Source organism: Butyricicoccus sp. AF35-5AC, assembly GCF_003477715.1.
GTDB lineage: Bacteria > Bacillota > Clostridia > Oscillospirales > Butyricicoccaceae > Agathobaculum > Agathobaculum butyriciproducens.
On sequence record NZ_QUDX01000001.1, the window covers coordinates 151,781 to 173,827 of the forward strand.

Annotated in this window: 19 protein-coding genes; 10 read left to right on the forward strand and 9 right to left on the reverse strand. The window is 57.4% G+C overall.

The window, feature by feature from the left end:
* Nucleotides 1-58 precede the first annotated feature (58 nt).
* The 6 genes from trmL to eno all read left to right on the forward strand — a co-directional run bounded on the left by trmL (nt 59) and on the right by eno (nt 7,153).
* A complete protein-coding gene (gene trmL / locus DWZ82_RS00695; RefSeq protein WP_118284636.1) occupies nt 59-544 on the forward strand; it encodes a tRNA (uridine(34)/cytosine(34)/5-carboxymethylaminomethyluridine(34)-2'-O)-methyltransferase TrmL in 486 nt (161 codons plus the stop codon).
* Between the two features lie 11 nt (nt 545-555).
* Entirely contained in the window at nt 556-1,434 is an 879-nt protein-coding gene (locus DWZ82_RS00700; protein ID WP_118478070.1) for a DegV family protein, read from the forward strand.
* 224 nt (nt 1,435-1,658) lie between these two features.
* Nucleotides 1,659-2,849: a phosphoglycerate kinase gene (locus DWZ82_RS00705; RefSeq protein WP_118360006.1), complete on the forward strand. Its 1,191-nt coding sequence runs from the start codon at nt 1,659-1,661 to the stop codon at nt 2,847-2,849.
* A gap of 112 nt (nt 2,850-2,961) precedes the next feature.
* Nucleotides 2,962-3,732 carry a triose-phosphate isomerase gene (tpiA, locus tag DWZ82_RS00710; RefSeq protein WP_110435367.1) on the forward strand — a complete coding sequence of 257 codons (771 nt, stop codon included), beginning with the start codon at nt 2,962-2,964 and terminating at the stop codon, nt 3,730-3,732.
* A gap of 116 nt (nt 3,733-3,848) precedes the next feature.
* Entirely contained in the window at nt 3,849-5,582 is a 1,734-nt protein-coding gene (gene gpmI / locus DWZ82_RS00715; protein WP_270554891.1) for a 2,3-bisphosphoglycerate-independent phosphoglycerate mutase, read from the forward strand.
* A gap of 251 nt (nt 5,583-5,833) precedes the next feature.
* Nucleotides 5,834-7,153: a phosphopyruvate hydratase gene (eno, locus tag DWZ82_RS00720; RefSeq protein WP_117489732.1), complete on the forward strand. Its 1,320-nt coding sequence runs from the start codon at nt 5,834-5,836 to the stop codon at nt 7,151-7,153.
* Between the two features lie 350 nt (nt 7,154-7,503).
* Here the strand turns inward: eno and DWZ82_RS00725 are convergent, their stop codons facing one another.
* From DWZ82_RS00725 to DWZ82_RS00765, 9 genes are all read right to left on the reverse strand, one after another.
* Nucleotides 7,504-8,550, reverse strand: a complete 1,047-nt coding sequence (locus DWZ82_RS00725) for a hypothetical protein (RefSeq protein WP_118478072.1) — start codon at nt 8,548-8,550, stop codon at nt 7,504-7,506.
* Between the two features lie 16 nt (nt 8,551-8,566).
* On the reverse strand, nt 8,567-10,387 hold the full coding sequence (locus tag DWZ82_RS00730; RefSeq protein WP_118478074.1) for a hypothetical protein: 1,821 nt from the start codon (nt 10,385-10,387) through the stop codon (nt 8,567-8,569).
* Nucleotides 10,387-10,755, reverse strand: a complete 369-nt coding sequence (locus DWZ82_RS00735) for a hypothetical protein (RefSeq protein ID WP_110435363.1) — start codon at nt 10,753-10,755, stop codon at nt 10,387-10,389. Before DWZ82_RS00735 ends, DWZ82_RS00730 begins: the two co-directional genes overlap by 1 nt.
* A gap of 119 nt (nt 10,756-10,874) precedes the next feature.
* The gene (locus tag DWZ82_RS00740; protein ID WP_117751069.1) at nt 10,875-11,906 is read right to left on the reverse strand and encodes an FN3 associated domain-containing protein; all 1,032 of its coding nucleotides are present in this window, start codon (nt 11,904-11,906) and stop codon (nt 10,875-10,877) included.
* Between the two features lie 48 nt (nt 11,907-11,954).
* Entirely contained in the window at nt 11,955-12,446 is a 492-nt protein-coding gene (locus tag DWZ82_RS00745; RefSeq protein ID WP_118478076.1) for a hypothetical protein, read from the reverse strand.
* Nucleotides 12,415-13,980: a hypothetical protein gene (locus DWZ82_RS00750; protein ID WP_118478078.1), complete on the reverse strand. Its 1,566-nt coding sequence runs from the start codon at nt 13,978-13,980 to the stop codon at nt 12,415-12,417. Before DWZ82_RS00750 ends, DWZ82_RS00745 begins: the two co-directional genes overlap by 32 nt.
* Entirely contained in the window at nt 13,970-14,161 is a 192-nt protein-coding gene (locus DWZ82_RS00755; RefSeq protein WP_117489718.1) for a hypothetical protein, read from the reverse strand. The genes DWZ82_RS00750 and DWZ82_RS00755 overlap by 11 nt, the downstream gene beginning before the upstream one ends.
* A gap of 19 nt (nt 14,162-14,180) precedes the next feature.
* On the reverse strand, nt 14,181-15,455 hold the full coding sequence (locus DWZ82_RS00760; protein WP_117489716.1) for a phage terminase large subunit: 1,275 nt from the start codon (nt 15,453-15,455) through the stop codon (nt 14,181-14,183).
* A 20-nt stretch (nt 15,456-15,475) separates the two neighbouring features.
* Nucleotides 15,476-15,688: a hypothetical protein gene (locus DWZ82_RS00765; RefSeq protein WP_118478080.1), complete on the reverse strand. Its 213-nt coding sequence runs from the start codon at nt 15,686-15,688 to the stop codon at nt 15,476-15,478.
* Between the two features lie 163 nt (nt 15,689-15,851).
* On the opposite strand from DWZ82_RS00765, the gene DWZ82_RS00770 reads away from it, so the two are divergent.
* From DWZ82_RS00770 to DWZ82_RS00785, 4 genes are all read left to right on the forward strand, one after another.
* A complete protein-coding gene (locus DWZ82_RS00770) occupies nt 15,852-16,673 on the forward strand; it encodes a Cof-type HAD-IIB family hydrolase (RefSeq protein WP_118478082.1) in 822 nt (273 codons plus the stop codon).
* A 150-nt stretch (nt 16,674-16,823) separates the two neighbouring features.
* On the forward strand, nt 16,824-19,391 hold the full coding sequence (locus DWZ82_RS00775) for a DNA translocase FtsK (protein WP_118478084.1): 2,568 nt from the start codon (nt 16,824-16,826) through the stop codon (nt 19,389-19,391).
* Nucleotides 19,392-19,520: 129 nt separating this feature from the next.
* On the forward strand, nt 19,521-20,015 hold the full coding sequence (locus DWZ82_RS00780) for a flavin reductase family protein (RefSeq protein ID WP_118478086.1): 495 nt from the start codon (nt 19,521-19,523) through the stop codon (nt 20,013-20,015).
* A 124-nt stretch (nt 20,016-20,139) separates the two neighbouring features.
* Nucleotides 20,140-21,855, forward strand: coding sequence for a trypsin-like peptidase domain-containing protein (locus DWZ82_RS00785; RefSeq protein WP_158575045.1), 1,716 nt, complete (start codon nt 20,140-20,142; stop codon nt 21,853-21,855).
* The last annotated feature ends 192 nt before the right edge of the window (nt 21,856-22,047 follow it).

Consider the following 22,047-nt stretch of genomic DNA (forward strand, 5'->3'; position numbering starts at 1 on the left):
AAAATACGGTGTTATCGCATAAAATAGAAGAAGTTTAGTTCGTAAATGAGGCGAAAGTATGCTCAACATTGTTTTGGTCGAGCCGGAGATCCCGCAGAACACCGGCAACATTGCCCGCACCTGTGCGGCGACAGGCTGTGTGCTGCATCTGGTCGAGCCGCTCGGCTTTGCTATCGACGATAAGCGCATGAAGCGGGCCGGTCTGGATTACTGGCACCTGCTCGATGTGCGTATGTATAAAAATCTGGATGAATTTTTTGAGAAAAATCCGGACGGCCGCTACTTCTATGCGACAACAAAGGCGCCGCACGCCTATCATGAGGTGGAATACCGCGACGGCGACTACCTGATGTTCGGCAAAGAGACCCGCGGTCTGCCGGAAGCGCTGCTCATCGAGCACCCGGAACGCTGCGTTCGCATTCCCATGAGAGAGGGCGCGCGCAGCCTTAATCTGTCTAACTCGGTCGCTGTTATTGTGTTTGAGGCACTGCGGCAGACCGGCTTTGAAAATCTGAGACTTGCGGGACCGTTTCCGCAGGCATAAAGGAGTAAAGCATGGAAAAGATTCATATTTTGACCGATTCCTCGTCGGATATCCCACACGAGCTGGTGGAAGCCCACGGAATCGAGATCGTTCCGATCATGCTGACGCATGAGGGACGCAGCTTCCGCGAATACTATGACATTACGTCCGAAGAGTACTGCAGGCTGCTCGAGACCAGCAGCGAGATTCCCGGCACGGCCATGACTACGCCGACCGTATTCCTCGAGTCCTACAACCGTGCATTTGAGCGCGGCTGCACGCATCTGCTGGCAGTGCTCATCAATGGCGGCGGCTCGGGTACCTATCAGGCGGCCTGCCTTGCAAAATCCATGTTTGAGGAGGAGCAGGGCGAGGGCAAAATGACCATCGAGGTCATCGACTCCAAGACATACACCTATATTTACGGACACATTGTTGTCAAGGCTGCCGAAATGCGCGAGCAGGGCGAGAGCTTCGACGCGATCGTCAGCGTGGTAAAGAGCCGTCTTAACCGCGTGGAAGCTTACCTCGGCGTGTACAGCCTCAAGTTCCTCAAGAAGTCCGGCCGTATTTCGGGCGGCGCGGCTTTCGTGGGTGAGGCGCTCGGTCTCAAGCCCATCAGCCATGTGTATGACGGTGCGGTAAAGGTGTGTGACAAGGTGCGCGGTGAGAAGGCACTCGTTGCCGGAATGAGCAAAAAAGTCTCCGCCCGTGTGGTGCAGCCGGATAAGCAGACGGCTATCCTGCTCTACGGCGACGTACCTGCCGAGCGTCTGGATGAAATGGAAAAGCGTCTGCGTACCGAAATTGGATTCCGCGATGTGGAACGCGTAGTGATCGGTCCCTCGGTTCTGACAAATACTGGTCCGCTGGCGATGGCTGTAGCGTATTATGGAACGCCGCGGGATTGATGCAAAAATTGTGAATGTTGTTTAATATTTCGCAACTTTTTGGCGAAAAACGCAAAAATCCTCTAAAAGCGAGTTGGAATGTGATGATTTTCACAATTTTGCTTGCGAATGACACGAATTACGAGTATAATTCTGTATTGGAAACGGAATTATTGTAGTAATAACAACCGTGCTTTTGTTCCTTATCGTAACTTTATAATACATCTTAAAGGAGAGGGATATTTATGCAGTATAACAAGAAGAGCGTTGAGGATATCGACGTATCCGGCAAGAAGGTAATTGCCCGCTGCGATTTTAACGTACCGCAGGACGAGAACGGCAACATCACCGACGACAAGCGCATCCGTGCTTCGCTGGAGACCATCAACTACCTGCTGGATCACAACGCTGCTGTAATCCTGTGCTCGCACCTCGGCCGTCCGAAGGGCGAAGTAAACATGAAGTATTCGCTGGCTCCGGTCGCTAAGCGCCTGAGCGAGCTGCTTGGCAAGGAAGTCAAGCTGGCAAAGGACGTTGTAGGCGAGGACGCTAAGAAGCTGGCCGCTGAGGTTAAGCCGGGCGAGGTCGTTCTGCTTGAGAATGTTCGCTTTGAAAAGGGCGAGACCAAGAACGACGCTGCACTGGCAAAGGCTATGGCTGACATGGCTGACATTTACGTCAACGACGCATTCGGCACCGCACACCGTGCACACGCTTCCACCGCAGGCATCGCAGATTACCTGCCGGCTGTATGCGGCTTCCTGATCAAGAAGGAAATCTCCATCATGGGCAAGGCTCTGAGCGACCCGGCTCGTCCGTTCGTTGCAATCCTGGGCGGCGCTAAGGTTTCCGACAAGATCGGCGTTATCGAGAACCTGATCGACAAGTGCGACACCATCATCATCGGCGGCGGCATGGCCTACACCTTCTCCAAGGCAAAGGGCGGCGAGATCGGTACCTCTCTCTGTGAGGAAGACAAGATCGAGCTGGCACTTGGCCTGCTCAAGAAGGCTGCTGACAAGGGCGTTAAGCTGCTTCTGCCGGTTGATACCGTTTGTGCAGATCACTTCGGCGCGGACGCTGCTCCGGTCGTATACGAGGCTGGCAAGATCCCGGCTGACATGATGGGCATGGACATCGGCCCGAAGACCGTAGAGCTGTTCTCCGAGGCTGTCAAGGACGCAGGCACTGTTGTTTGGAACGGTCCGATGGGCGTATTCGAGTTTGACACCTTCGCAGTCGGCACCAAGGCTGTTGCCAAGGCAATCGCTGAGAGCAAGGCTGTTTCCATCATCGGCGGCGGCGACTCCGCAGCTGCTGTTGAGAAGCTGGGCTTTGCTGACAAGATGACCCACATCTCCACCGGCGGCGGCGCTTCTCTGGAGTTCCTCGAGGGTCTGGAGCTGCCGGGCATCGCATGCCTGCAGGACAAGTAAGTCCATTAGGAACGCTTTATATCGGAGCGCGTTCTGTTGAGCGCTCCGTATAAATACATAAAGATTTAAGACGGAAATGTCCGTCCGAATGTTTGAAAGGGGTAAAACCAACATGAATCGCAGATATCGTAAGACCATTATCGCCGGCAACTGGAAGATGAACAAGACTCCGGCAGAGGCAAAGGCTCTGATCGAAGAGATGAAGCCGCTCCTGTCCAAGACCAAGTGGTGCGAGATGGTTCTTTGCGTACCGTTTACCGATATTCAGGCTGCTGTAAAGGCTGCTAAGGGCTCCAAGATTGCAATCGGCGCTGAGAACATGCACTTCGAGAAGTCCGGCGCGTTCACCGGCGAGATCTCCGCTGACATGCTCAAGGAGCTGGGCGTTAAGTACGTTATCATCGGCCACTCCGAGCGCCGTCAGTACTTCAACGAGACCGACGAGGCTTGCGGCAAGAAGGTTCAGGTCGCTCTTGAGAACGGTCTGCGCCCGATCCTGTGCGTAGGCGAGTCTCTGACCGAGCGCGAGCAGGACGTTACCATGGAAGTTATCCGCAAGCAGATCAAGATCGCTCTGCAGAACGTAGCTGTTGAGGACATCAAGAAGGTCGTTATCGCTTACGAGCCGATCTGGGCAATCGGTACCGGCAAGACCGCTACCGCAGAGCAGGCTAACGAGGTTTGCTCCGCTATCCGTGACTGCCTGCGCGAGAAGTACGGCGCACGCGCTGCACGCGGCATCACCATCCAGTACGGCGGTTCTATGAACGCGAAGAACGCTTCCGAGCTGCTGGCTCAGCCGGACGTTGACGGCGGCCTGATCGGCGGTGCCTCCCTGAAGAGCGCTGACTTCGCTACCATCGTAGAAGCAGCTAACCAGTAAGATAAGGATACGGGAAAGGGAAACGCTCCCTCACCGTTTTGCGGAGGGGGACATGGTGCATATCGTGTCCCCTTTTATTCTCTTATCGTTCGCTTCTGTAAAGGAGTTTTATCAGTATGAAAAAAACCACTATGCCGGGCATGCCGGAGGTAGAGGTAGTCGAGATCAAGACTTCCGCACCGGTTAATGTTCTGGCAGATCCGGCTCCTGCAAAAAAGCCGGCGGCAAAGCGTACTCGCAAGACCGCTGCTAAGACTGCCGAGGAGAAAAAGCCGGCAGCAAAGCGCGGCCGCAAGCCCAAGGCAGCCACCGCTGCTGCCAAGAAGGCAGAGGGCCCGAAGAAGCCGACCGCTCTGATCATCATGGACGGCTTCGGTCACCGCGAGGAGACCAAGGGCAACGCCATCGAGGCTGCTAAAAAGCCGAATCTCGATAAGATTTTCGCAGAGAACCCGCTCACCTATATCGGTGCATCCGGTCTGGACGTTGGTCTGCCGGACGGCCAGATGGGCAACTCCGAGGTTGGCCACACCAACATCGGTGCAGGCCGCATTGTATATCAGGAGCTGACCCGCATCACTAAGGCCATCCAGGACGGCGATTTCTTCGAGAATCCGGCTCTGATGAGCGCTATCAACCAGTGCAAGTGGTTCGATTCCACCCTGCACATTTTCGGTCTGCTGTCTGACGGCGGTGTGCATTCCCACATTGACCACATGTTCGCGCTGCTCGAGCTGGCACGCCGCAATGGTCTGCGCAAGGTTTGCTTCCACTGCTTCATGGACGGCCGTGACACGCCGCCGCAGTCCGGTATTGAGTATATCGACCGCCTGCAGGCCAAGATCGACGCTGTCGAGGTCGGCTGCATCGCAACCGTATCCGGCCGTTACTATGCAATGGACCGTGATAACCGCTGGGATCGTGTGCAGAAGGCGTACAACGCCATTGCACTCGGCGAGGGCGAGCACGCTGCTACCGCACACGAGGCCATGGAGCAGTCCTACGCAAACGGCGTAACCGACGAGTTCGTTGTTCCGGTTATCGTTACCGAGGGCGCGACCGTCAAGGATGACGACGCGATCATCTTCGCAAACTTCCGTCCCGACCGTGCACGTGAGATCACCCGTGCATTCGTTGATCCGGAGTTCACCGGCTTTGAGCGCGTACAGCCTAAGATTCACTACGTCTGCATGACGCAGTACGATGCTACTATTCCGGGCGTGGAAATCGCCTTCAAGCCGCAGAGCCTGAAGAACACGTTCGGCGAATATATCTCCGATCTGGGTATGACCCAGCTCCGCATTGCCGAGACCGAGAAGTACGCACACGTTACGTTCTTCTTCAACGGCGGCGTTGAGAAGGAGTATCCGGGCGAGGATCGCGCTCTGATCCCGTCCCCGAAGGTTGCAACCTATGATCTCCAGCCGGAGATGAGCGAGCCTGCCGTTACCGAGGAGTGCGTAAAGCGCATCCTGTCCGGCAAGTACGACGTTGTTATCCTCAACTTCGCAAACTGCGATATGGTAGGTCACACCGGCGTATTCGAGGCTGCCGTAAAGGCGATTGAGGCTACCGATGACGGCGTAGGCAAGGTCGTTGACGCCATCCTCAAGATGGGCGGCCAGTGCCTGATCACTGCCGACCACGGCAACGTCGATCAGATGCTCGACGCTGATGGTGTGACTCCGTTCACCGCACACTCCACTAACCCGGTGCCGCTTGTAATGGTCGGTCACGAGGGCAAGCTGGCAGACGGCGGCGTACTGGCTGATCTGGCTCCCACCATGCTGGATATGATGGGCATTCCGCAGCCTGCAGAGATGACGGGTCACAGTCTGCTTGTTAAGTAAGTCTCCAAGGGGGACGCTGTCCCCCTTAGATACCGAAAAAGTTCCCAAGGAAACTTTTTCGGATATCCCCCTCATCTTTGCACGGCAAAGACGGTTCGGGACACGCGTCCCGGAGCAGTGGTATAAAAGTCCGGCAGAGCTGGACTTTTATGGGGAATTTTATCGCCGCGTGCGCGCGGCGCAGCAAAAATGTGATTTTTGCTGTTTCGTTAGCCAACCATTTTATTTTATAATAAGAAGGAGAAAGAATTATGAAGGGCTACATTGAAATTGTTGATGTAATCGGCCGCGAAGTTATGGACTCCCGCGGCAACCCGACCGTTGAGGTTGAGGTTTACGTTGAGGGCGACACCGGCGCATACATGGGCCGCGCTGCTGTTCCGTCCGGTGCTTCCACCGGTATCTTCGAGGCTTGCGAGCTGCGTGACGGCGACAAGTCCCGCTACAACGGCAAGGGCGTACTCAAGGCTGTTGACGCTGTAAACGGCGAGATCGCTGAGGTTGTTATCGGCATGAACGCTCTCGACCAGCAGGCAATCGACAAGGCTATGATCGAGGCTGACGGCACCCCGAACAAGACCAAGTTCGGCGCAAACGCTATCCTCGGCGTATCCCTGGCTGTTGCCAAGGCTGCTGCAGAGGCTCTGAGTCTGCCGCTGTACAACTACATCGGCGGCTGCAACGCTAAGACCCTGCCGATGCCGATGATGAACATCCTGAACGGCGGCGCACACGCTACCAACAACGTTGAGATTCAGGAATTCATGATCATGCCGGTTTCCGCTCCGTCCTTCCGCGAGGCTCTGCGCCGCTGTGCAGAGGTATTCCATCAGCTGAAGACCACCCTGAAGGAGAACGGCACTCCGGCAGCAGGTGTAGGCGATGAGGGCGGCTACGCTCCGAACCTGAAGAAGGACGAGGATGCTCTGAAGGTTATCGTTCAGGCAATCGAAGAAGCTGGCTACAAGCCGGGCGAGGACTTCATGATCGCGATCGACGCTGCTTCCTCCGAGTGGTGGAACGACGAGGAGAAGTGCTATATCCAGCCGAAGTCCGGCAAGAAGCTGACTCAGCAGCAGCTGGTTAAGATGTGGAAGAACTTCGCTGAGAAGTACCCGATCATCTCCCTCGAGGACGGCATGGCAGAGGAAGACTGGGAAGGCTGGGCTATGCTGACCAAGACTCTGGGCGACAAGATCCAGCTGGTTGGCGACGACCTGTTCGTAACCAACACCGCTCGTCTGTCCAAGGGCATCGAGCTTGGCGTTGCTAACTCCATCCTGATCAAGGTTAACCAGATCGGCTCCCTGACCGAGACCCTGGATGCTATCCAGATGGCTAACCGTGCCGGCTACACTGCAGTTGTATCCCACCGTTCCGGCGAGACCGAGGATGCTACCATTGCTGACATCGCTGTTGCACTGAACGCTGGCCAGATTAAGACCGGTGCTCCGTCTCGTACCGACCGCGTTGCAAAGTACAATCAGCTGCTCCGCATCGAGGAAGAGCTGGGCGAGGATGTTGCACAGTTCCTGGGCAAGAAGGCTTTCTTCAACCTGAAGAACAAGTAAGTCTCCGTCCTTACCGTTACTGCAATATGAGAAAACCGCACGCTTTTGCGTGCGGTTTTTTTATGGCTCAATCATAAAAGCTGTGGGATGAAGGATTTCTGATGTAATGATTGAGCCTTTTTATATAGAAATTTCTTGCGAATATATAGTAAATTCTTGCGCTTGGGTTGACGGACGGACAAACCTGTGCTATCATAACTGCAGTAACATAGCGAATTCTCTGTGCTGAAACGGAGAATCTGGCTGTTTTGGTTAAAATTGCTCACATTTTCATTTCTTTATCATAAATCACCTCTGCACCTTGTGTGCAGAGGTGATTTGTTTTTTCGGATAGACGCGACTTGAGAAAATCAACCGCCGTAGCCGTTCTTCCATCGCTGCAGCGCAAGTGCTGCGTTCTTGTAGCTGACATCGGCGGTCGGCGTTCCGGCAGGCACACCGAGGATCGCCGCGTCACCCTGCCGTACGTAGCCGCTGGTTTTCCAGCGCTCAAGCGCCTGCTCGTAGGCACGGGTCTGTGCATTCGCCGCCGCACTGCTGACATTCAGCTGATAATTGCGCCAGTTCAGTGTCGGCGTGCCGTTCAGGAAGCCGGTCAGACCGGCTACGGACAAGCCGTAATCGCGGTCGGCGTTAAACTGGCTCAGCGCCGCCTGTGCCTGCTGGAGCGCTGCATTTTCCGATGCGGTATAGTAGCTGCTCTCGGCGGCTGCGGTCTGTTCATCGGCAGCATTCTGCGCCGCCGCACGCGCGGACAGACGCGCCTGGCCGAGCGCATTCAGGTCGCTGCGGTACCGGTTGTCCACCGCGATACGGCTGGTCTCCGCCATGCCGCTGGTGGTCGCCTGCTCTCGTGCGCCCATGTTAAGTCCGAGCGCCGCCAGCTTTTCCTCGTTATTCACTGCGGACTGTCGGGCATTGATATCGGTCTGACGCATACCGGCGGCGTAGTCGTTCTCGATGGATGCGAGATTGCTCTCCAGCTGCCTTGCAATGCGGCTGCGGGCGGTCTCAAATCGCTTGAAACGGGCATTTTCCGCCGCATCATACAGGCTGCTGACGCGGTTTGCACCGGTTGTTGTGCTTGAAACCGAGTACGGACGGTAGGTGCCGTTCCACGTCGAAACCGCGTCGTTGGATGCAACCTTGCCGCCGAGACCGAGTGAGTCAATCTTGTTCTGGCGTTCGCTCAGCAGCTGCTGGCGTTTCGCTGAATCAGTCGTGCCGGCGATCGCCGCCGAGTAGTCAAAATTGTCGCGGTAGCCATTGGAATTGAGCGTGCCGGAGGACTTGCTCGACGTCGATTTGCTTGTCGCCGTCTTAGTCGAAGTGGACTTGGATGCGGTTGACTTTATCGTTGATGTTCGGCGTGTGGAAGTTGATTTGATGATTGCCAAAGGGGAATCCTCCTTTCTAAATTACGGTCTGACCCTGTGTCCAGCGGATGGTGAGCGCGAGCAGACCAAACGGCTCATCCGGCCGGTCGTTGCCGATGCGCACGGCAAACAGCGGACTGCGGTGCTGCTTCCATCGGGTGCGGTACGTCACCGCACCCGGAATGCACCGGAAGGAGAACCGCGAAAAATCCAGTGTGCGGAAGGAAAACAGGTCCATATTGCGGGAAAGCGCAAGCTGGGCACCGTTTTCGTTCTCGTACTGCACGGTCGCGCCCGAGCGCGAATGCGGCATGAGCGTCGGAATCACGTCCCGCACGGTCTTGAAGCGGCTCCAGTCGGAGAGCGGCAGGGTAGGCGTGCGCCAGTACGCGGCAATCGCCGCCGTGTCATCAAGATAGGCGTGCTCCTCCTCGCTTTTGGCAAAGCGGCACAGCCGGCCGTCTGCCGTGCCGAACCACAGCTGACCGTTCAGCACCGCCAGACACTGTGCAGGCACATTGACCCAGAAAAACCACGCCGGATCGCCGTTTTCCTCGGTCAGAGAGCCGTCCGCGACATAAATGTGTCCGTTTACTGCCAGATAATATTTGCCCTCAAATACCACCGCACAGGCGTTTTGGAGGTCGGCCTCCTGCGATAATTTCGGCACAATGGCATCGGATACCGAGCGGATCGTCCGCTGTTCGGCAACGGCGGTGCCGTACACGCCCTGCACACCTCTTGCCGAGAGATACAGCGGCAGGTCGTTCAGCACGGCGAAGCAGCGGCTCGAAATCGCGCCTTCACCTTGCGCGCCCTGCTTGAGCGGATACAGCGCGGAACCGTCATCCGCCATCATGTAGGTGCGCAGATAGCTGGTCGCCTCTTGTGCGCCGCCGGACTTGACCACGACCTGACTTTCGTACTGCTTGAGATAGCCGACGATCGCAGATGCGTCCGTGCCCATGCGGGTGTAGCCGGTGTCCGGAAAGTAGGTCGGGTCGTATAGGCCGCTCTGCCAGTCACAGTCCGGCTCGTCCGGGTTGCCGGAGAGGAACACGCGCGTGTCGTTTTTGCCGCCGTACAGCCCGGCAAAGCGGCATTTGTTGATCTTGTCCGCATGCCCGCTGACGGTTTTGGCAAACGCGATGGACACATTTGCCAGACCGTTTCCGTTTGCCGGAGCAGCGGCCAGCGTTACCAGACCGGTCGAGCGGTTGACCGCCGAAACGGTAACCGCCGAGCCGTTTACCTCAGCCGTGACAGCTGTTGCGTCGAGGTCGGTCGCGTCCACCTTGAACTGGGTCGCCGTGCCGTCCCCGATAAAGGTGTTGATGCGCTTAGGCGTCAAGAGATTTACTGCCTCGTAGCTGGTGCCGCCGCCGGTCGGCGCCGCAGAGATGGTCGTGGTCGGCACATAGGCTGTGCCGGATACGGAAACGGCTTCCCAGGCCGTATTTTTGCTGCTTTTGCGCACCGCACGATAGGTTTTGCCGTCCATCAGATAGAGTACACCCTTCATCGTAAACGACTGGGAAAACGCCTCGTTCATGTCTGCGCACAGCTCGGTCTGCGTGCCGTCCGGCGCCCGAAAATACAGCTTTGCACCCGCATGAACGGCACAGCCCACACCGTCCGGCATGGCGAATAACCCGTAGATGGGTGCGTTAAACTGCGCCTGTGTGCGCCATCCGGTGCGCTTTACCAGAAAATCGTTCTGGTCGCAGATCATGTTCTGCATATCCGGCGAGCGGGAGAGGGAAACCTTGGTCGGATGCGTGCGGCAGTCGATGCCGCCGAACCGGCTGACCACGGTCTGCTGCTCGGCCTCCGGATAGGGAAATTCATAGCTTCGCATTAAATCATCTCCTGCACGGCGGTAAACTGCGCGGGACAGTGACTCAGCAGGCGTTCGCTGTACTCGGTTGCCGCCCAGTTAAACTTGGCCTTGTCGTCATCCGCGACAAGCAGCGCCGCCAGTCCGTACGGAAAACATTCGCGCGCCAGCCAGTCGCCGGCGGGCAGCTCCTCGGTCAGCGCCGTCATGCGCGGCGGCACAAGCAGCACGTCTTTGCCGTCAGACGCACGTTCTGCGTTCATCTCGCGCAGGCTGTTCGCTAACAGCTGGTTGAGCGCACCGAGCGCAAACTGCTCGTAATACACGCCGCTGTCCGGTGTTTCGGATAAAATATTCAGCGCTGCACGAAAGCATTCGGTTCCGGTCATAGGGTTACCTCCTTTGTGATGGGTTCATTGGATACAGTGAGAAGTTAGGAGAAGGAGTGAGAAGTAAACGAAGAAAAACTCCTATATCCTCACTCCTAACTCTTATCTGCTATTTGAATTTAGCCTTCCGCTACCTCGGACGGATACGCGCCGGACTGCACGCAGTATGCGCGGATCTTGCAGCCGGTTTCAGGCGTCAGCACGGTGCCGGCAACATAATCCTTCGCGGAATCCGAGTAGCGCGGATCCGAGCCGTCCAGGGTGTAGCGCACCTTGCCGAACGCGGTGATCTTGCCCTGGCTGATGGTCGGTGCGCTCGAGCGGCAGTCCTCATCGACCAGTGCATATACGCCGCCGCACTTTGCGCCGAGCACATACGCGTCGTAGTAGTGACGGCCCTCGATCAGCGCACCGGATACGCCGACCGGGTCCTCGTGCACCTTGGCATCCGCGATCTTGTACGGCATGAGCACGGCATCCTTGTGTGCAACGAGGAAGTACACGTCCTCCGGCAGATAGCTCTTGGGAACGCGGACGACATTCATGCCGAATACCTCGCCGCACACGCCCTTGGCGATGGACTGACGCGCCAGCACGTCCACACCGGCAAACTCGTCCGAGGTGCACACCAGCTTGTACATTTCGCTGGTCAGGTACAGATAGCGGTTGTCGTCCGGCACAAGCGCATCGTCAAGTGCCTGCGACGCATCCGCAATCTTGCTGATGATATTCGCCTTGGTCGGCTTTGCACTTTCCACAATGCTGCCCGCCATGGTGACAAAGCGCTTGAATGCGTACTTGTCCGCCGCCGGCGTGGACTTCTCATTCAGCTGCAGGCGCAGCATGTCGGCGGCGTTCTTGACCAGATTCTGATCGAGGTTGTTGCCCTTGTCGATGGTCAGGGTGAACGCCTTGTCCTGCGTCATGGTCAGTTCCTGCACCACGTCCTGCATTTCGGTCACATCGCCGTAGCGCTTGAGACCGCCGTCACGGTCGTAATCGACCTCCTCCACCGTGATCGGGGTGTAAACCTTGAGCGTTTTCACGCCGGTCAGGTCATACGTCTCCGCGGTTTTGCCCTTGATGAAGGACGCACGGGTGAATACCTCCGCAATCTGGTCGGAATACTTGCTTGCGAGATTGATAGCCATAAAAATTTACCTCCTATATAAATGTTAAATCGTGAAGTAATGAGAATGTTACTTGCCGAGCAAAGCGAGGGTGACCGGATCCGCTCCCGTGGGTTCCCCGTCCGACTGCGCCGGACCGACCGCCGCACGGCGGTTCTTCTGGTTCATCTCGAGGGCGGCGAGTTCGTCTCTCAACTCGGCAATCTCCCACTTGCGGTACGCGGATACGAGCGAGCCTTCCTGCTGCGCCCACTCCCATACCTGCTGCGGAATGTCCTCGGGACGGACATCGGGATATTCCTCGACGAATGCGGCGTAGATCTGGCCGTTCGGCATGGCGTTTGCCGCGCGGTTGCGGCGAATGTACGCGTTGCGCTTGGAAAGTCCCTGTGCGGCTGCGTCAATCAGCTCTTCGAGCGTCAGTTCGACGATATCGCCATCCACCTCGACCGGATAGGTCTGTGCATTTTCCTGCGGCTGGATTTCCGCCGCCTGCTCCTGCGCGAACGGATTGACCGTCATTTCCTGCTCAGGATTGGGATTCACTGTGGTTTTCTGCATTATTGTTTGCCTCCTTTTGCTGCTGTTGCTGTACGCGGAGTGCGTGCAGCAGGTCGTGTTTGCCGCGTACCTGATAATCCGGTACGTTTTCCAGATATACGAGCGGGTCGGAAATAACGCCGCTCTCCAGCAGATGATCGTTTGTCATCGTCTGCATGGTTTCGGACCAGTAGCTTGCCGCGCCGACATCCACCTGCAGGCGCATGTCCTGTCCGGCGAGTGCGGAGAAGTCGAACGTGCATTTTTCGGGTTCGCCGCCGTCCTCGTTCGGCAGAACGAGCGTGCGCACACCGTAGTGAGCGCCCATCAGATCGAGAAACACGCGCGCCCAGTCTTCGGTAAAGCGGTAGAACTCCATTTTTGTCAGCTCGAGCGGAGCCGCCGTTGCGTTCTGCACCGCGATAATTGCCGAGGTGTTGTCCGGATTGACCGTGCCGAGTGCGGCTTCGCTTGCGCCCATGAGTTCCGCGGTATCGGTCATCATTTGCTTGAGCAGCTGCAGCACCTGCGCCGAGATATCCGGTGCACGGAACGCCGCCGCGATGGCGTCGTTCGGGTTGCCGCGCATGCCGATTGCCTTGCCGACGTCATTCGACCAGCCGTTCGGGAACCGCGTCATGTCGTACACGATCTTAGGGAACGCCACCTGCTTGATGCACTGGACGTACATCGAGTACAGCTTGTTGATGGCGATCTGGTTCGGAATGGCCTCGGTCAGCGGACTTTCGCCGTGGCACGAGCCGCGCACGCGGTTCCAACACAGATGCGTCACCGGATACAGCCGATAGGGAAGCACCTTTTCGGGCATGACAACGGCATTCCGCGTGGTCTTGCAGAAGGCAATGCCGTTCTCGGTCCTGCGCATGTGCAGGAGTAAGGTCACGCGCTCGCCGTCCGCCGAGGTACGGTAACGGTGGTATTCGCCGCTGTCATCCGGCCGGATGGCTTCGATCTCGTCCGCGGAGAGTCCGTTCTCCCGCGCTTCGCGGCGCACCTCGTCCGCATCGCGCCGCATGGCAATGATAATGTACGGCTGGCGCTGTACCTCATCGCAGGCGGCGTTGCCGAAGCAGATGTTCGTGGAATCGATCAGCTCCACCGCAATATCGCCCTTAACCGCCTGACCGGTCTCAAGCGCCGGATCAAAGTGCATGTAGAAGCAAGCATCACCGTCCACACAGGCGTTTTTCAGCAGCGGGCGGCCGAGTGCCTTGACACCCGAACGCTCGATCGCGGATGCAAACGCGCGTTCGAGCACATGCGCGGTCTGCCGCCCGTCCTCATCCATGTCAAACGGCTGGGCGCGTACCGCCACATCGTCGGAGACCAGCATGGCCACAAACAGGTTGACGCAGCGGCGCAGCACGTTGAAGATCAGCGGGTCGAGCGACTGCACGCGCAGCCCCTCCCACTGCCTGCCGAGGTAAAACGCCTCGTTGCGCCGAACACGGTCGTATAAACCGATTGAGCGCTTGTAGTCGCGGTCGCGCTCATATTTCTTCCAGATTGCCGTCGGTGACGGATCAAATTTCATCGTTGTCCTCCTCTCGTCCGTAGTTCATCAGCGCCGCCAGATCGCGGCTGAGCGTATCCTCCGGCGTAGATTCTGCCGTGTGCTCCTTTGGCAAACGCCGCGGCAGAACCACACCGCCGGAGATGATTGCACCGGTCAGGACCAGTATCGCCGCAGACAGCGTGTAACATAAAATTTCCATCAAATCCTCCTTTGCTGTGCTAAAACCTGAGAAATTCGCCTACCTCGCAGTCATACGCTGACTGAGGGACAGCCTTAACCGGCTCGTACACGGTCGCGGCGTACCCGCGGAGCGCATCCGGCGCATGGGTCAGCTCGTGCGGCGTGTTCGCTGTGTCGGACGGATTGCGTTTGTCGTGCTGCAGTGCAGGCAGCGTGCGGATCAGATTGCGGCAGGTGTCGAAAATCGTCAGTCTGGGACGAACGGCGCCGTCCGTATCCTTGCGCGGCATGAGCAGCTCGTGCAGCGCCAGCCATCCGGCGACGCGTTCATTGCTGCTTTTAACAAAATCCAGTCCGCTGTCCGCGAACAGCTCTACCGCGCTTCTGCCGGTTTCCTGCCGTCGGTTCCACAGATCGGGCGGCGCGAGACGGCAGTCAATGTGTTCTCCGGCCGTCTCACAGGCAAGTATCTGCGCCGCTGCATCCGAAATGATGAGTCCCGGACGGTAGAGCTCGCGGTAGACCACGCTGTGTCCGTCCGGACTTTGCGCAATCCATAGCGCTGCCAGCATGTCCAGACCGTAGTCAATGGTCAGGCAGCGCCGCCAGTCATGCGGGATGGCATACGGCTTTACAACATGCAGGTCGCGCGAAAATTCGCTGAAATACTGTCCCTCGTTCAGTTCCCACACGCCGTCGAGCAGTGCTTTCCGATCGGTGGGAGAGAGCAGCTTCAGGCGTTTCTCGTAGCCTGCATCCGCCTTGCGGAGAAACGGGTTGTCACCCAGTCTTGCGGGCAGAAACAGCCGCGTGCCGCCGTCGAACTCGCGCACGGTGTCCGGCGGCATGGAGTCGATAAAACGGCTCTTCACCCACTGGTGACCGACACCGCCGGGATTGGTCGTCGCCTTGACCTGCTTGGGGAATCCGTTCGTGCCGCGGATACGCGACAGCAGATAGGTGAACTGGCTTTCGGTGAAATGTGTCAGCTCATCGAACCGGATGACATCGTATTCCGCGCTCTGGTACCTGGTCACGTCGCTTTCCGCGTCGCAGTACCCGAATTCCAGCGCTGAACCGTTTGCAAAATCCCACCGGTGCTCACTCACCTTGTACTTTGCAATGCACTGCGGATACAGCCGCAAAGCCGCCGGTACAAGCGAGCGCTCCAGCTCCGGCATGGTCCTTCGCAGCATGAGCTGCCGTGAACCCGGATAGCACACCGCAAACCGCAAAGCATCGAGCAGCTGACCGTGGCTTTTGCCGCCGCCTGCCGCGCCGCCGAACAGCGTTTCAAGCGTGTCCGACTGCATGAACGCCGCCTGCCGCCGTGTTACGGGGAATTCGTATCGTCTACGATCCGAAACACGATCTCCACTGGCTGAGCTTCGGTCTGCTCGCCGCCCAGCATCACGCCCTTGCCGACCGTCCGGTCGAGGATTTCCTTGATCGCGCTGAGCCGGCTGTTCGCGGGTGCTTCCGCATCGTCTGCGATGTCGTACAGCATGCGGATCAGCTGATCCGGCTTTTCGTTTTCGCTGCACATGGCCTCACCTCCTTTCGATGAGCCATAGAATAGGAGCAAAATCCGAATTTGTCAAGAACAAATGTTCGATTTTTTATTTGCTTGCAATTTTTGCCCAGCTGCGGTATGCTGAATAAGATGGGAAATATGCGGCGCAGCAGCGCCAGTATCAGGAGGAAAGAAGATGAAAAAAATCGACCTTATCGCGCTCGATTTAGACGGAACCGCGCTCAATCCGCAGAATCAGGTCTCTCCGGCGACCGCCGATGCCGTGCGCCGTGCCCGCGAGAGCGGTATTCATGTTGTGGTCTCCACCGGACGAATCTGCGGTGAGGCACGCGACTTTGCACTCATGCTCGGCACGGATGACCAGATGGTCACCTCGGGCGGCGCGACGCTGTCGAGCGTGTCGCAGGAGCGCTGCACCATGCGCATGTCCATGCCGTGGGAAGCTGCTGTGCGTGCGTCTGCCGTGGTGGAGCGCATCGGCATGATCACAATGGTGTATGCAGGAGAGACGCTGCTCATTACCCCGTATGATGATATTGAATTTGGCAAATATAAGTCGAATGAAGGCTATTTAAGCTCGAAAAAGGTTGTGCCGTCTGTTGCGGAATATATTGCCACAAACCATGTTTCGGTCGATAAAATGTTCATCCGCAGCCATGACCCGGTCATGCTCGTGCGCGCCCGTGCGCAACTGGAACAGATTCCGGGTATCCGCGTGATGAGCAGCGCGGCTGACAACCTCGAGGTCATCACGCCGGCCGCGGACAAGGGCGTTGCTCTCGGCATGCTGTGCCGAGAGCTGGGCACCGACCTCGACCACGCCGCGGCCATCGGCGACAGCGAAAACGACCTCGAAATGCTGAACGCCGTAGCCCTCCCGATTGCGATGGGAAACGCAAGCGCAGCCGTTAAAAATCTGTGCCTGCGCGAGACGCTCACCAACGCACAGGACGGCGTAGCAGCAGCCATCGACCGCATCATCGCGGAGAACGGCTAAACGAGCAGACCGGCCGCTGTTTTCCGGAAAAACAGTGGTAAAAATCGGATTTCTATGCTATAATATACTTGCAGAGTATCCGCAGAAAGCGGAAAAACGGCGCAGAACGCCGTCAGATTGAATCACAAAGAAAGTTGAAGGATAAAAGTTTTGGCTGCAAGGAAAACCACAACTAAAAAATCGACGAAAAGCGCACCCAAGGGCAAGCGTGCGGCACAGCCGCAGCCGGAGGAACTCGGCCCGATCCTGTCCCGTCCGGTCTGGGGCGCGATCTGGGGCATTGTCGGTCTGCTGTGCCTGCTGTCGATCCTGCCGATCGACGGCGTGCTGCTCAAGTGGCTGCACCGCGGCATCGGTGCGCTCATCGGCAAGGGCGCGTATGTCATGCCGTTTGCGCTGATCGGCATCGCCGTGCTGCTGTTTGCGCGTCCCAAGGGTCCTGTGCGTCTGCGCGGAACGTGTATCGCGCTCATGCCGCTGCTGATCGGCAGTATCATTCACGCCTTTTCGTGTGCAAATGAGTACGACCTGTCCATGAGCACGCTCAGCGGTCTGCTCTCTACCGGTATGGAAGGCTCGTCCGGCGGTCTGCTGGGCGGCGGTCTGTACATCCTGCTCGAGTGGGCGCTCTCGTCCATCGGCGCACTGCTCATCCTGCTGGTGCTGTTCATCGTGACTTTGCTGGTGGCCTGTCGCATCACGCCGCAGGCGCTGTACGACATGGTTCGTCCGCCTGAGTATGAATACGAGGATGAGGAGGAGCGTGAGCGCTACGAAGCGCCTGTTCAGCTGCCGAACATCCACGAAGCGGCAGCTGCGCATGCACAGCGCCGAGAAGAGCGCCGTGCGCACCGTAAATCCGACTTTGACATCCCGATCGACGCCGATCCGCCCGGAGAGGATAAGCCGGGCGAGGAACTGATCGACCCGAACAAGCGTCACGGCAAGGCAATCGCGCCGGACGAATATCTGCGCTCACTGCGCGATAACGTGAAGAAAAAGGCCGGAAGTATTATGGATCTGGTCGAAAACAAGCAGCCGGAGGAAGAACCGGCGCACGTTTCCGAGCCGGAGCCCGAGCATGAGGCGGCTCCCGCACCGGCATCCAAGCCGAAAAAGACCGAGAACATCTCGGAAATCGAGCAGGCGGCCATGAACGAGCAGATCGACGAGAGCCAGAAGGCTCCCGCGCCGGTGTACGACTACCCGCCGATCGACCTGCTGACGCAGGGCAGGCACGCTTCGGTAGCCGGTGCGGAGACCGAGCTGCGCGAAAGCTCGGCGTGCCTGCTCGATACGCTCGACTCGTTCAACATCGAGGCACAGATCATCGGCATTGTCCGCGGACCGTCGGTCACCCGCTTTGAGCTGACCATCCCGCGCGGCATCAAAATCTCGCGCATCACCGCACTGGCGGACGATATTGCGCTGTCGCTCGGCGCGGCGAACGTGCGTATCGCGCCTATCCCGGATAAGGTCGCGGTCGGCATCGAGGTGCCGAACAAGACGGTCAATACCGTCTTTATCCGCGAGTGTATCGGCTCTCCGGCGTTCGCGAATGCGAAAAGCCGCCTGTCCTTTGCCGTTGGCAAGGACATCACCGGCAAGCCGGTCATTGGTGACATTGCCAAGATGCCGCACATGCTGATTGCCGGCACCACCGGCTCCGGTAAGTCGGTGTGCATCAACTCCATGCTGATCTCGCTGCTGTACAAGTCCACGCCGGAGGAAGTCCGCCTGATCATGGTGGACCCGAAGATGGTCGAGCTGGGCAACTATAACGGCATTCCGCACCTGCTGATTCCGGTCGTTACCGATCCGAAAAAGGCCGCCGGTGCGCTCAACTGGGCAGTCGGTGAGATGGAACGCCGCTACAAGCTGTTCGCAGACCATCAGGTGCGCAATCTGGTCGGCTATAACGACCTCATGCGTTCCGAAAAGGCCAAAGCCGAGCAGACCGAGGACGGTCATCCCGAGCAGTATCAGGTGCTGCCGCAGATCGTCATCGTGATCGACGAGCTGGCTGACCTGATGATGGTCGCCGCCAAGGAAGTCGAGAACTCCATCTGCCGTATCGCACAGAAGGCACGAGCCGCAGGCATGCACCTTGTTGTAGCAACGCAGCGTCCGTCGGCTGACGTTATCACCGGTATTATGAAGGCAAATATCCCGTCGCGTATCGCGTTTGCGGTAGCCAGCCAGATCGAATCCCGTATCATTCTGGACACGACCGGCGCAGAAAAGCTGATCGGCAAGGGTGATATGCTGTATGCGCCGCTCGGTGAGGGCAAGCCGACCCGTGTACAGGGCTGCTTCATCTCCAACGAGGAGATCGAAGCTGTTATTGCCCGCATCAAGGAGACCAGCACCGCCGAGTATAGCGAGGAGATCCTTGAGCACATCGAGCAGCAGGCCGAGCAGGTGGGCAATAACAAGGGCGGCGGCAGCAGCGGCACGAACGATTTGGGCGACGATGAGGATGAACTCATCGAGGAAGCCATCGAGGTCATCATGGACTGCCGTCAGGCATCCACATCCATGCTGCAGCGCCGTCTGAAGCTGGGCTATTCGCGTGCCGCGCGTATCATCGACCAGATCGAGGACCGCGGTATCATCGGCCCATCCGAAGGCTCCAAGCCGCGTCAGATCCTCATCTCGCGTGAGGACTGGCAGGAGATGAAACTGCGCCGCACAATGCCGCTCGACAAGCAGCAGTAATGGAAAATGAACGCTATCTTTGCGCGCGAAGCGCGTATTGAATCCGGCACTTTGTGCCGTTCCATAATTCTTCATTCTCCATTTTCAATGCTCAATTTGCTAAACAAATCTCTCAGGAGGTAACATATCATGAAGAAGATCAACATTGCCGAAAAGTCTTTCAATCCGTTCGACCTGATCGGTCAGAAGTGGATGCTGATTTCCGCAGGTACCGAGGACAAGTGGAACACCATGACTGCAAGCTGGGGCGCCGTAGGCGTTATGTGGGGCAAGCCGAGTGCGACCTGCTATATCCGCAAGAGCCGCTTCACCAAGGAGTTTGTAGACGCAGGCGAGTATTTCACCCTGACCGTGCTCAAGGACGGCAACCGTCAGGCACTGAACACCCTCGGCTCCAAGTCCGGCCGTGATATGGATAAGATGCACGAGAGCGGCCTGACGCCGGTATTCGTAGAGGGTCAGCCGACCTTCGAGGAGGCTGAGCTGGTACTCATCTGCCGCAAGCGCGGTGTGACCGACATCGCACCGGACGATATGGCTCAGGAAGTGCAGGACAAGTGGTACGGCGATCACGACTACCACACCATGTATATCGGCGAGATCGTAGCCGCTTACGAGAACTGATTTCACAGAAAATTCACCAATTCCTCACGGTTTTGGTGTATCATCAAGAAAGAAGTACAGGGTCGCTCTGCGGCCCTGTATCCCAATCCACAAACCCACGCCTCAAAAGGGAGGAATGCAATTCGTGAAAAAACGATTGCTCAGTCTGATCACAGCGGCTGCGCTGATGGTCGGCATGCTGCCTGCGGCTTTTGCGGGATATGAAAACTTTACCTCGAAAACAACATATCCTGCCGGACAGTTCACCGACGTGCCCTCAACCGAGTGGTACGCGCAGAATGTTCAGGCGGCGTATGAATACAAGCTGGTGGACGGCGTAAACGCCACCCAGTTCAAGCCGAACAGCAACCTGACGATCGCACAGGCGATCAAGCTGGCGGCGTGTCTGCACAGCACCTATGTCAGCGGCAGTGCGGATTTTGACAAAGTTCGTCCGTGGTATCAGCCGTATGTGACGTATGCATTGGAAAATGGTATTATTAACACGACTTATGCGGATTACGATCAGCCGGCGACCCGAGCACAGTTTGCGTCCATCTTTGCAAACGCGCTGCCGGAGGACGCCCTGACCGCGATCAACGACATTGCGGACGGTGCGATTGCGGATGTGGACATGTCGGCAGGCTATGCCGCTGATGTGTACCGTCTGTACCGGGCGGGCGTGCTCACGGGCAGCAACAACGCGCATGATTTCAAGCCGAACACCAACATTCGCCGCAGCGAGGTTGCGGCTATCGTCACTCGTATGGCAAAGCCGGATCTGCGGCAGAGATTTACTGTGGAAGCACATATCGGCATGACGGCGGACGAGGTGTTCAGTGCCTGTGTACCGGCGATTTTCAAGCTGTACGCCTACGATTACAAGAACAACATCCTCGGCATCGGCAGCGGCGTTGTGCTCAGCGCACGCGGCGACGCGGTGACCTGCGGACACCTTGTCAACGGCGTTTACCGCCTTGTGGCCGAGATGTACGACGGCACCAAGCGTGAGGTCACGATCTACAACTTTGACGCGGACGCGGACATCGCGCATATCCGTGTAGTCGGCAGCACGCTGCCGTACCTCGGTGTTACCACCGAGGTCGAGAAAGGCGACACGGTCTACGCGCTTGGTTACCCGGGCGGCGGCGCCGCAACGGTCACGACCGGTAAGGTGACCGACCCGGAAAACGACGATTACCTTGCACCGATGATCGAAAGCACGGCGCAGGTCATCAGCGGCAATTCCGGCGGTGCGCTCATCAACGATGAGGGCAAGGTTGTCGGCATTACGGTCAGCAGCCATTCCGGCGGCGTACCGTCTTACTCGGTGCCGATCCGCTACCTGAACAACCTGATCGGAGACGGTACGGCGTACTCTCCCGGCGAGTATAACCGCAACCACAAGCCGGATGCGTCGCGCTGCTACAGCAAGCACTATCCGGTGCCGGATTTCGGCACGGTGACCGGTGTTGCGCTGCTTGGCACCATCCGGGAGGGCACCACGACCACCTACTACTACGACAGGGGAGAGGTAGAAGCCGGCGACAAGATTCTGCTCCGCTACTATGCCGCACTGGGCGAAAATACCTTCTACCAGTTCACCGGCGGCTCGTTCACCTCGTCCTCGACGTATCCGTATTCGGTCAAGCTCTACGAGACCAGCTACGACGGCATCCCTGCGATCAGTGTCGTGGTTTCCAGCAATTCCTTCGCTTCCATCGGCGGTCTGCCTCAGACCGCCGATTTTCTTTGCAGGAATTTGTGCATTACGCCTAATGAAATGAAGGCTGATGGGCATGAAACGTATTTACGCCCAAAACACCGTAAAAATCGAGAAAAACAGGAAAAGATAAAATAAAAATCGGACAAAATTTCTGATAAATTAAAAAGATGGATTTTACGCAAACGTTTGAGTTTTGGTTAAAAATACATAATTGGTCAAAGTGCACAATATATTCGTGGGAAATCGGTATAATACTACAATGGAATATTTCACCGCTAACGTGCTATAATGTGCTTGCGTGATAAAGAGAATGAGTATTAGAGAGAG

Bases quoted from the DNA above. Each gene is read 5' to 3' on its own strand.
- trmL (WP_118284636.1), top strand. From the start codon at position 59: ATGCTCAACATTGTTTTGGTCGAGCCGGAGATCCCGCAGAACACCGGC.
- DWZ82_RS00700 (WP_118478070.1), top strand. From the start codon at position 556: ATGGAAAAGATTCATATTTTGACCGATTCCTCGTCGGATATCCCACAC.
- DWZ82_RS00705 (WP_118360006.1), top strand. From the start codon at position 1,659: ATGCAGTATAACAAGAAGAGCGTTGAGGATATCGACGTATCCGGCAAG.
- tpiA (WP_110435367.1), top strand. From the start codon at position 2,962: ATGAATCGCAGATATCGTAAGACCATTATCGCCGGCAACTGGAAGATG.
- gpmI (WP_270554891.1), top strand. From the start codon at position 3,849: ATGAAAAAAACCACTATGCCGGGCATGCCGGAGGTAGAGGTAGTCGAG.
- eno (WP_117489732.1), top strand. From the start codon at position 5,834: ATGAAGGGCTACATTGAAATTGTTGATGTAATCGGCCGCGAAGTTATG.
- DWZ82_RS00730 (WP_118478074.1), bottom strand. From the start codon at position 10,387: ATGCGAAGCTATGAATTTCCCTATCCGGAGGCCGAGCAGCAGACCGTG.
- DWZ82_RS00735 (WP_110435363.1), bottom strand. From the start codon at position 10,755: ATGACCGGAACCGAATGCTTTCGTGCAGCGCTGAATATTTTATCCGAA.
- DWZ82_RS00740 (WP_117751069.1), bottom strand. From the start codon at position 11,906: ATGGCTATCAATCTCGCAAGCAAGTATTCCGACCAGATTGCGGAGGTA.
- DWZ82_RS00745 (WP_118478076.1), bottom strand. From the start codon at position 12,446: ATGCAGAAAACCACAGTGAATCCCAATCCTGAGCAGGAAATGACGGTC.
- DWZ82_RS00750 (WP_118478078.1), bottom strand. From the start codon at position 13,980: ATGAAATTTGATCCGTCACCGACGGCAATCTGGAAGAAATATGAGCGC.
- DWZ82_RS00755 (WP_117489718.1), bottom strand. From the start codon at position 14,161: ATGGAAATTTTATGTTACACGCTGTCTGCGGCGATACTGGTCCTGACC.
- DWZ82_RS00760 (WP_117489716.1), bottom strand. From the start codon at position 15,455: ATGCAGTCGGACACGCTTGAAACGCTGTTCGGCGGCGCGGCAGGCGGC.
- DWZ82_RS00765 (WP_118478080.1), bottom strand. From the start codon at position 15,688: ATGTGCAGCGAAAACGAAAAGCCGGATCAGCTGATCCGCATGCTGTAC.
- DWZ82_RS00770 (WP_118478082.1), top strand. From the start codon at position 15,852: ATGAAAAAAATCGACCTTATCGCGCTCGATTTAGACGGAACCGCGCTC.
- DWZ82_RS00780 (WP_118478086.1), top strand. From the start codon at position 19,521: ATGAAGAAGATCAACATTGCCGAAAAGTCTTTCAATCCGTTCGACCTG.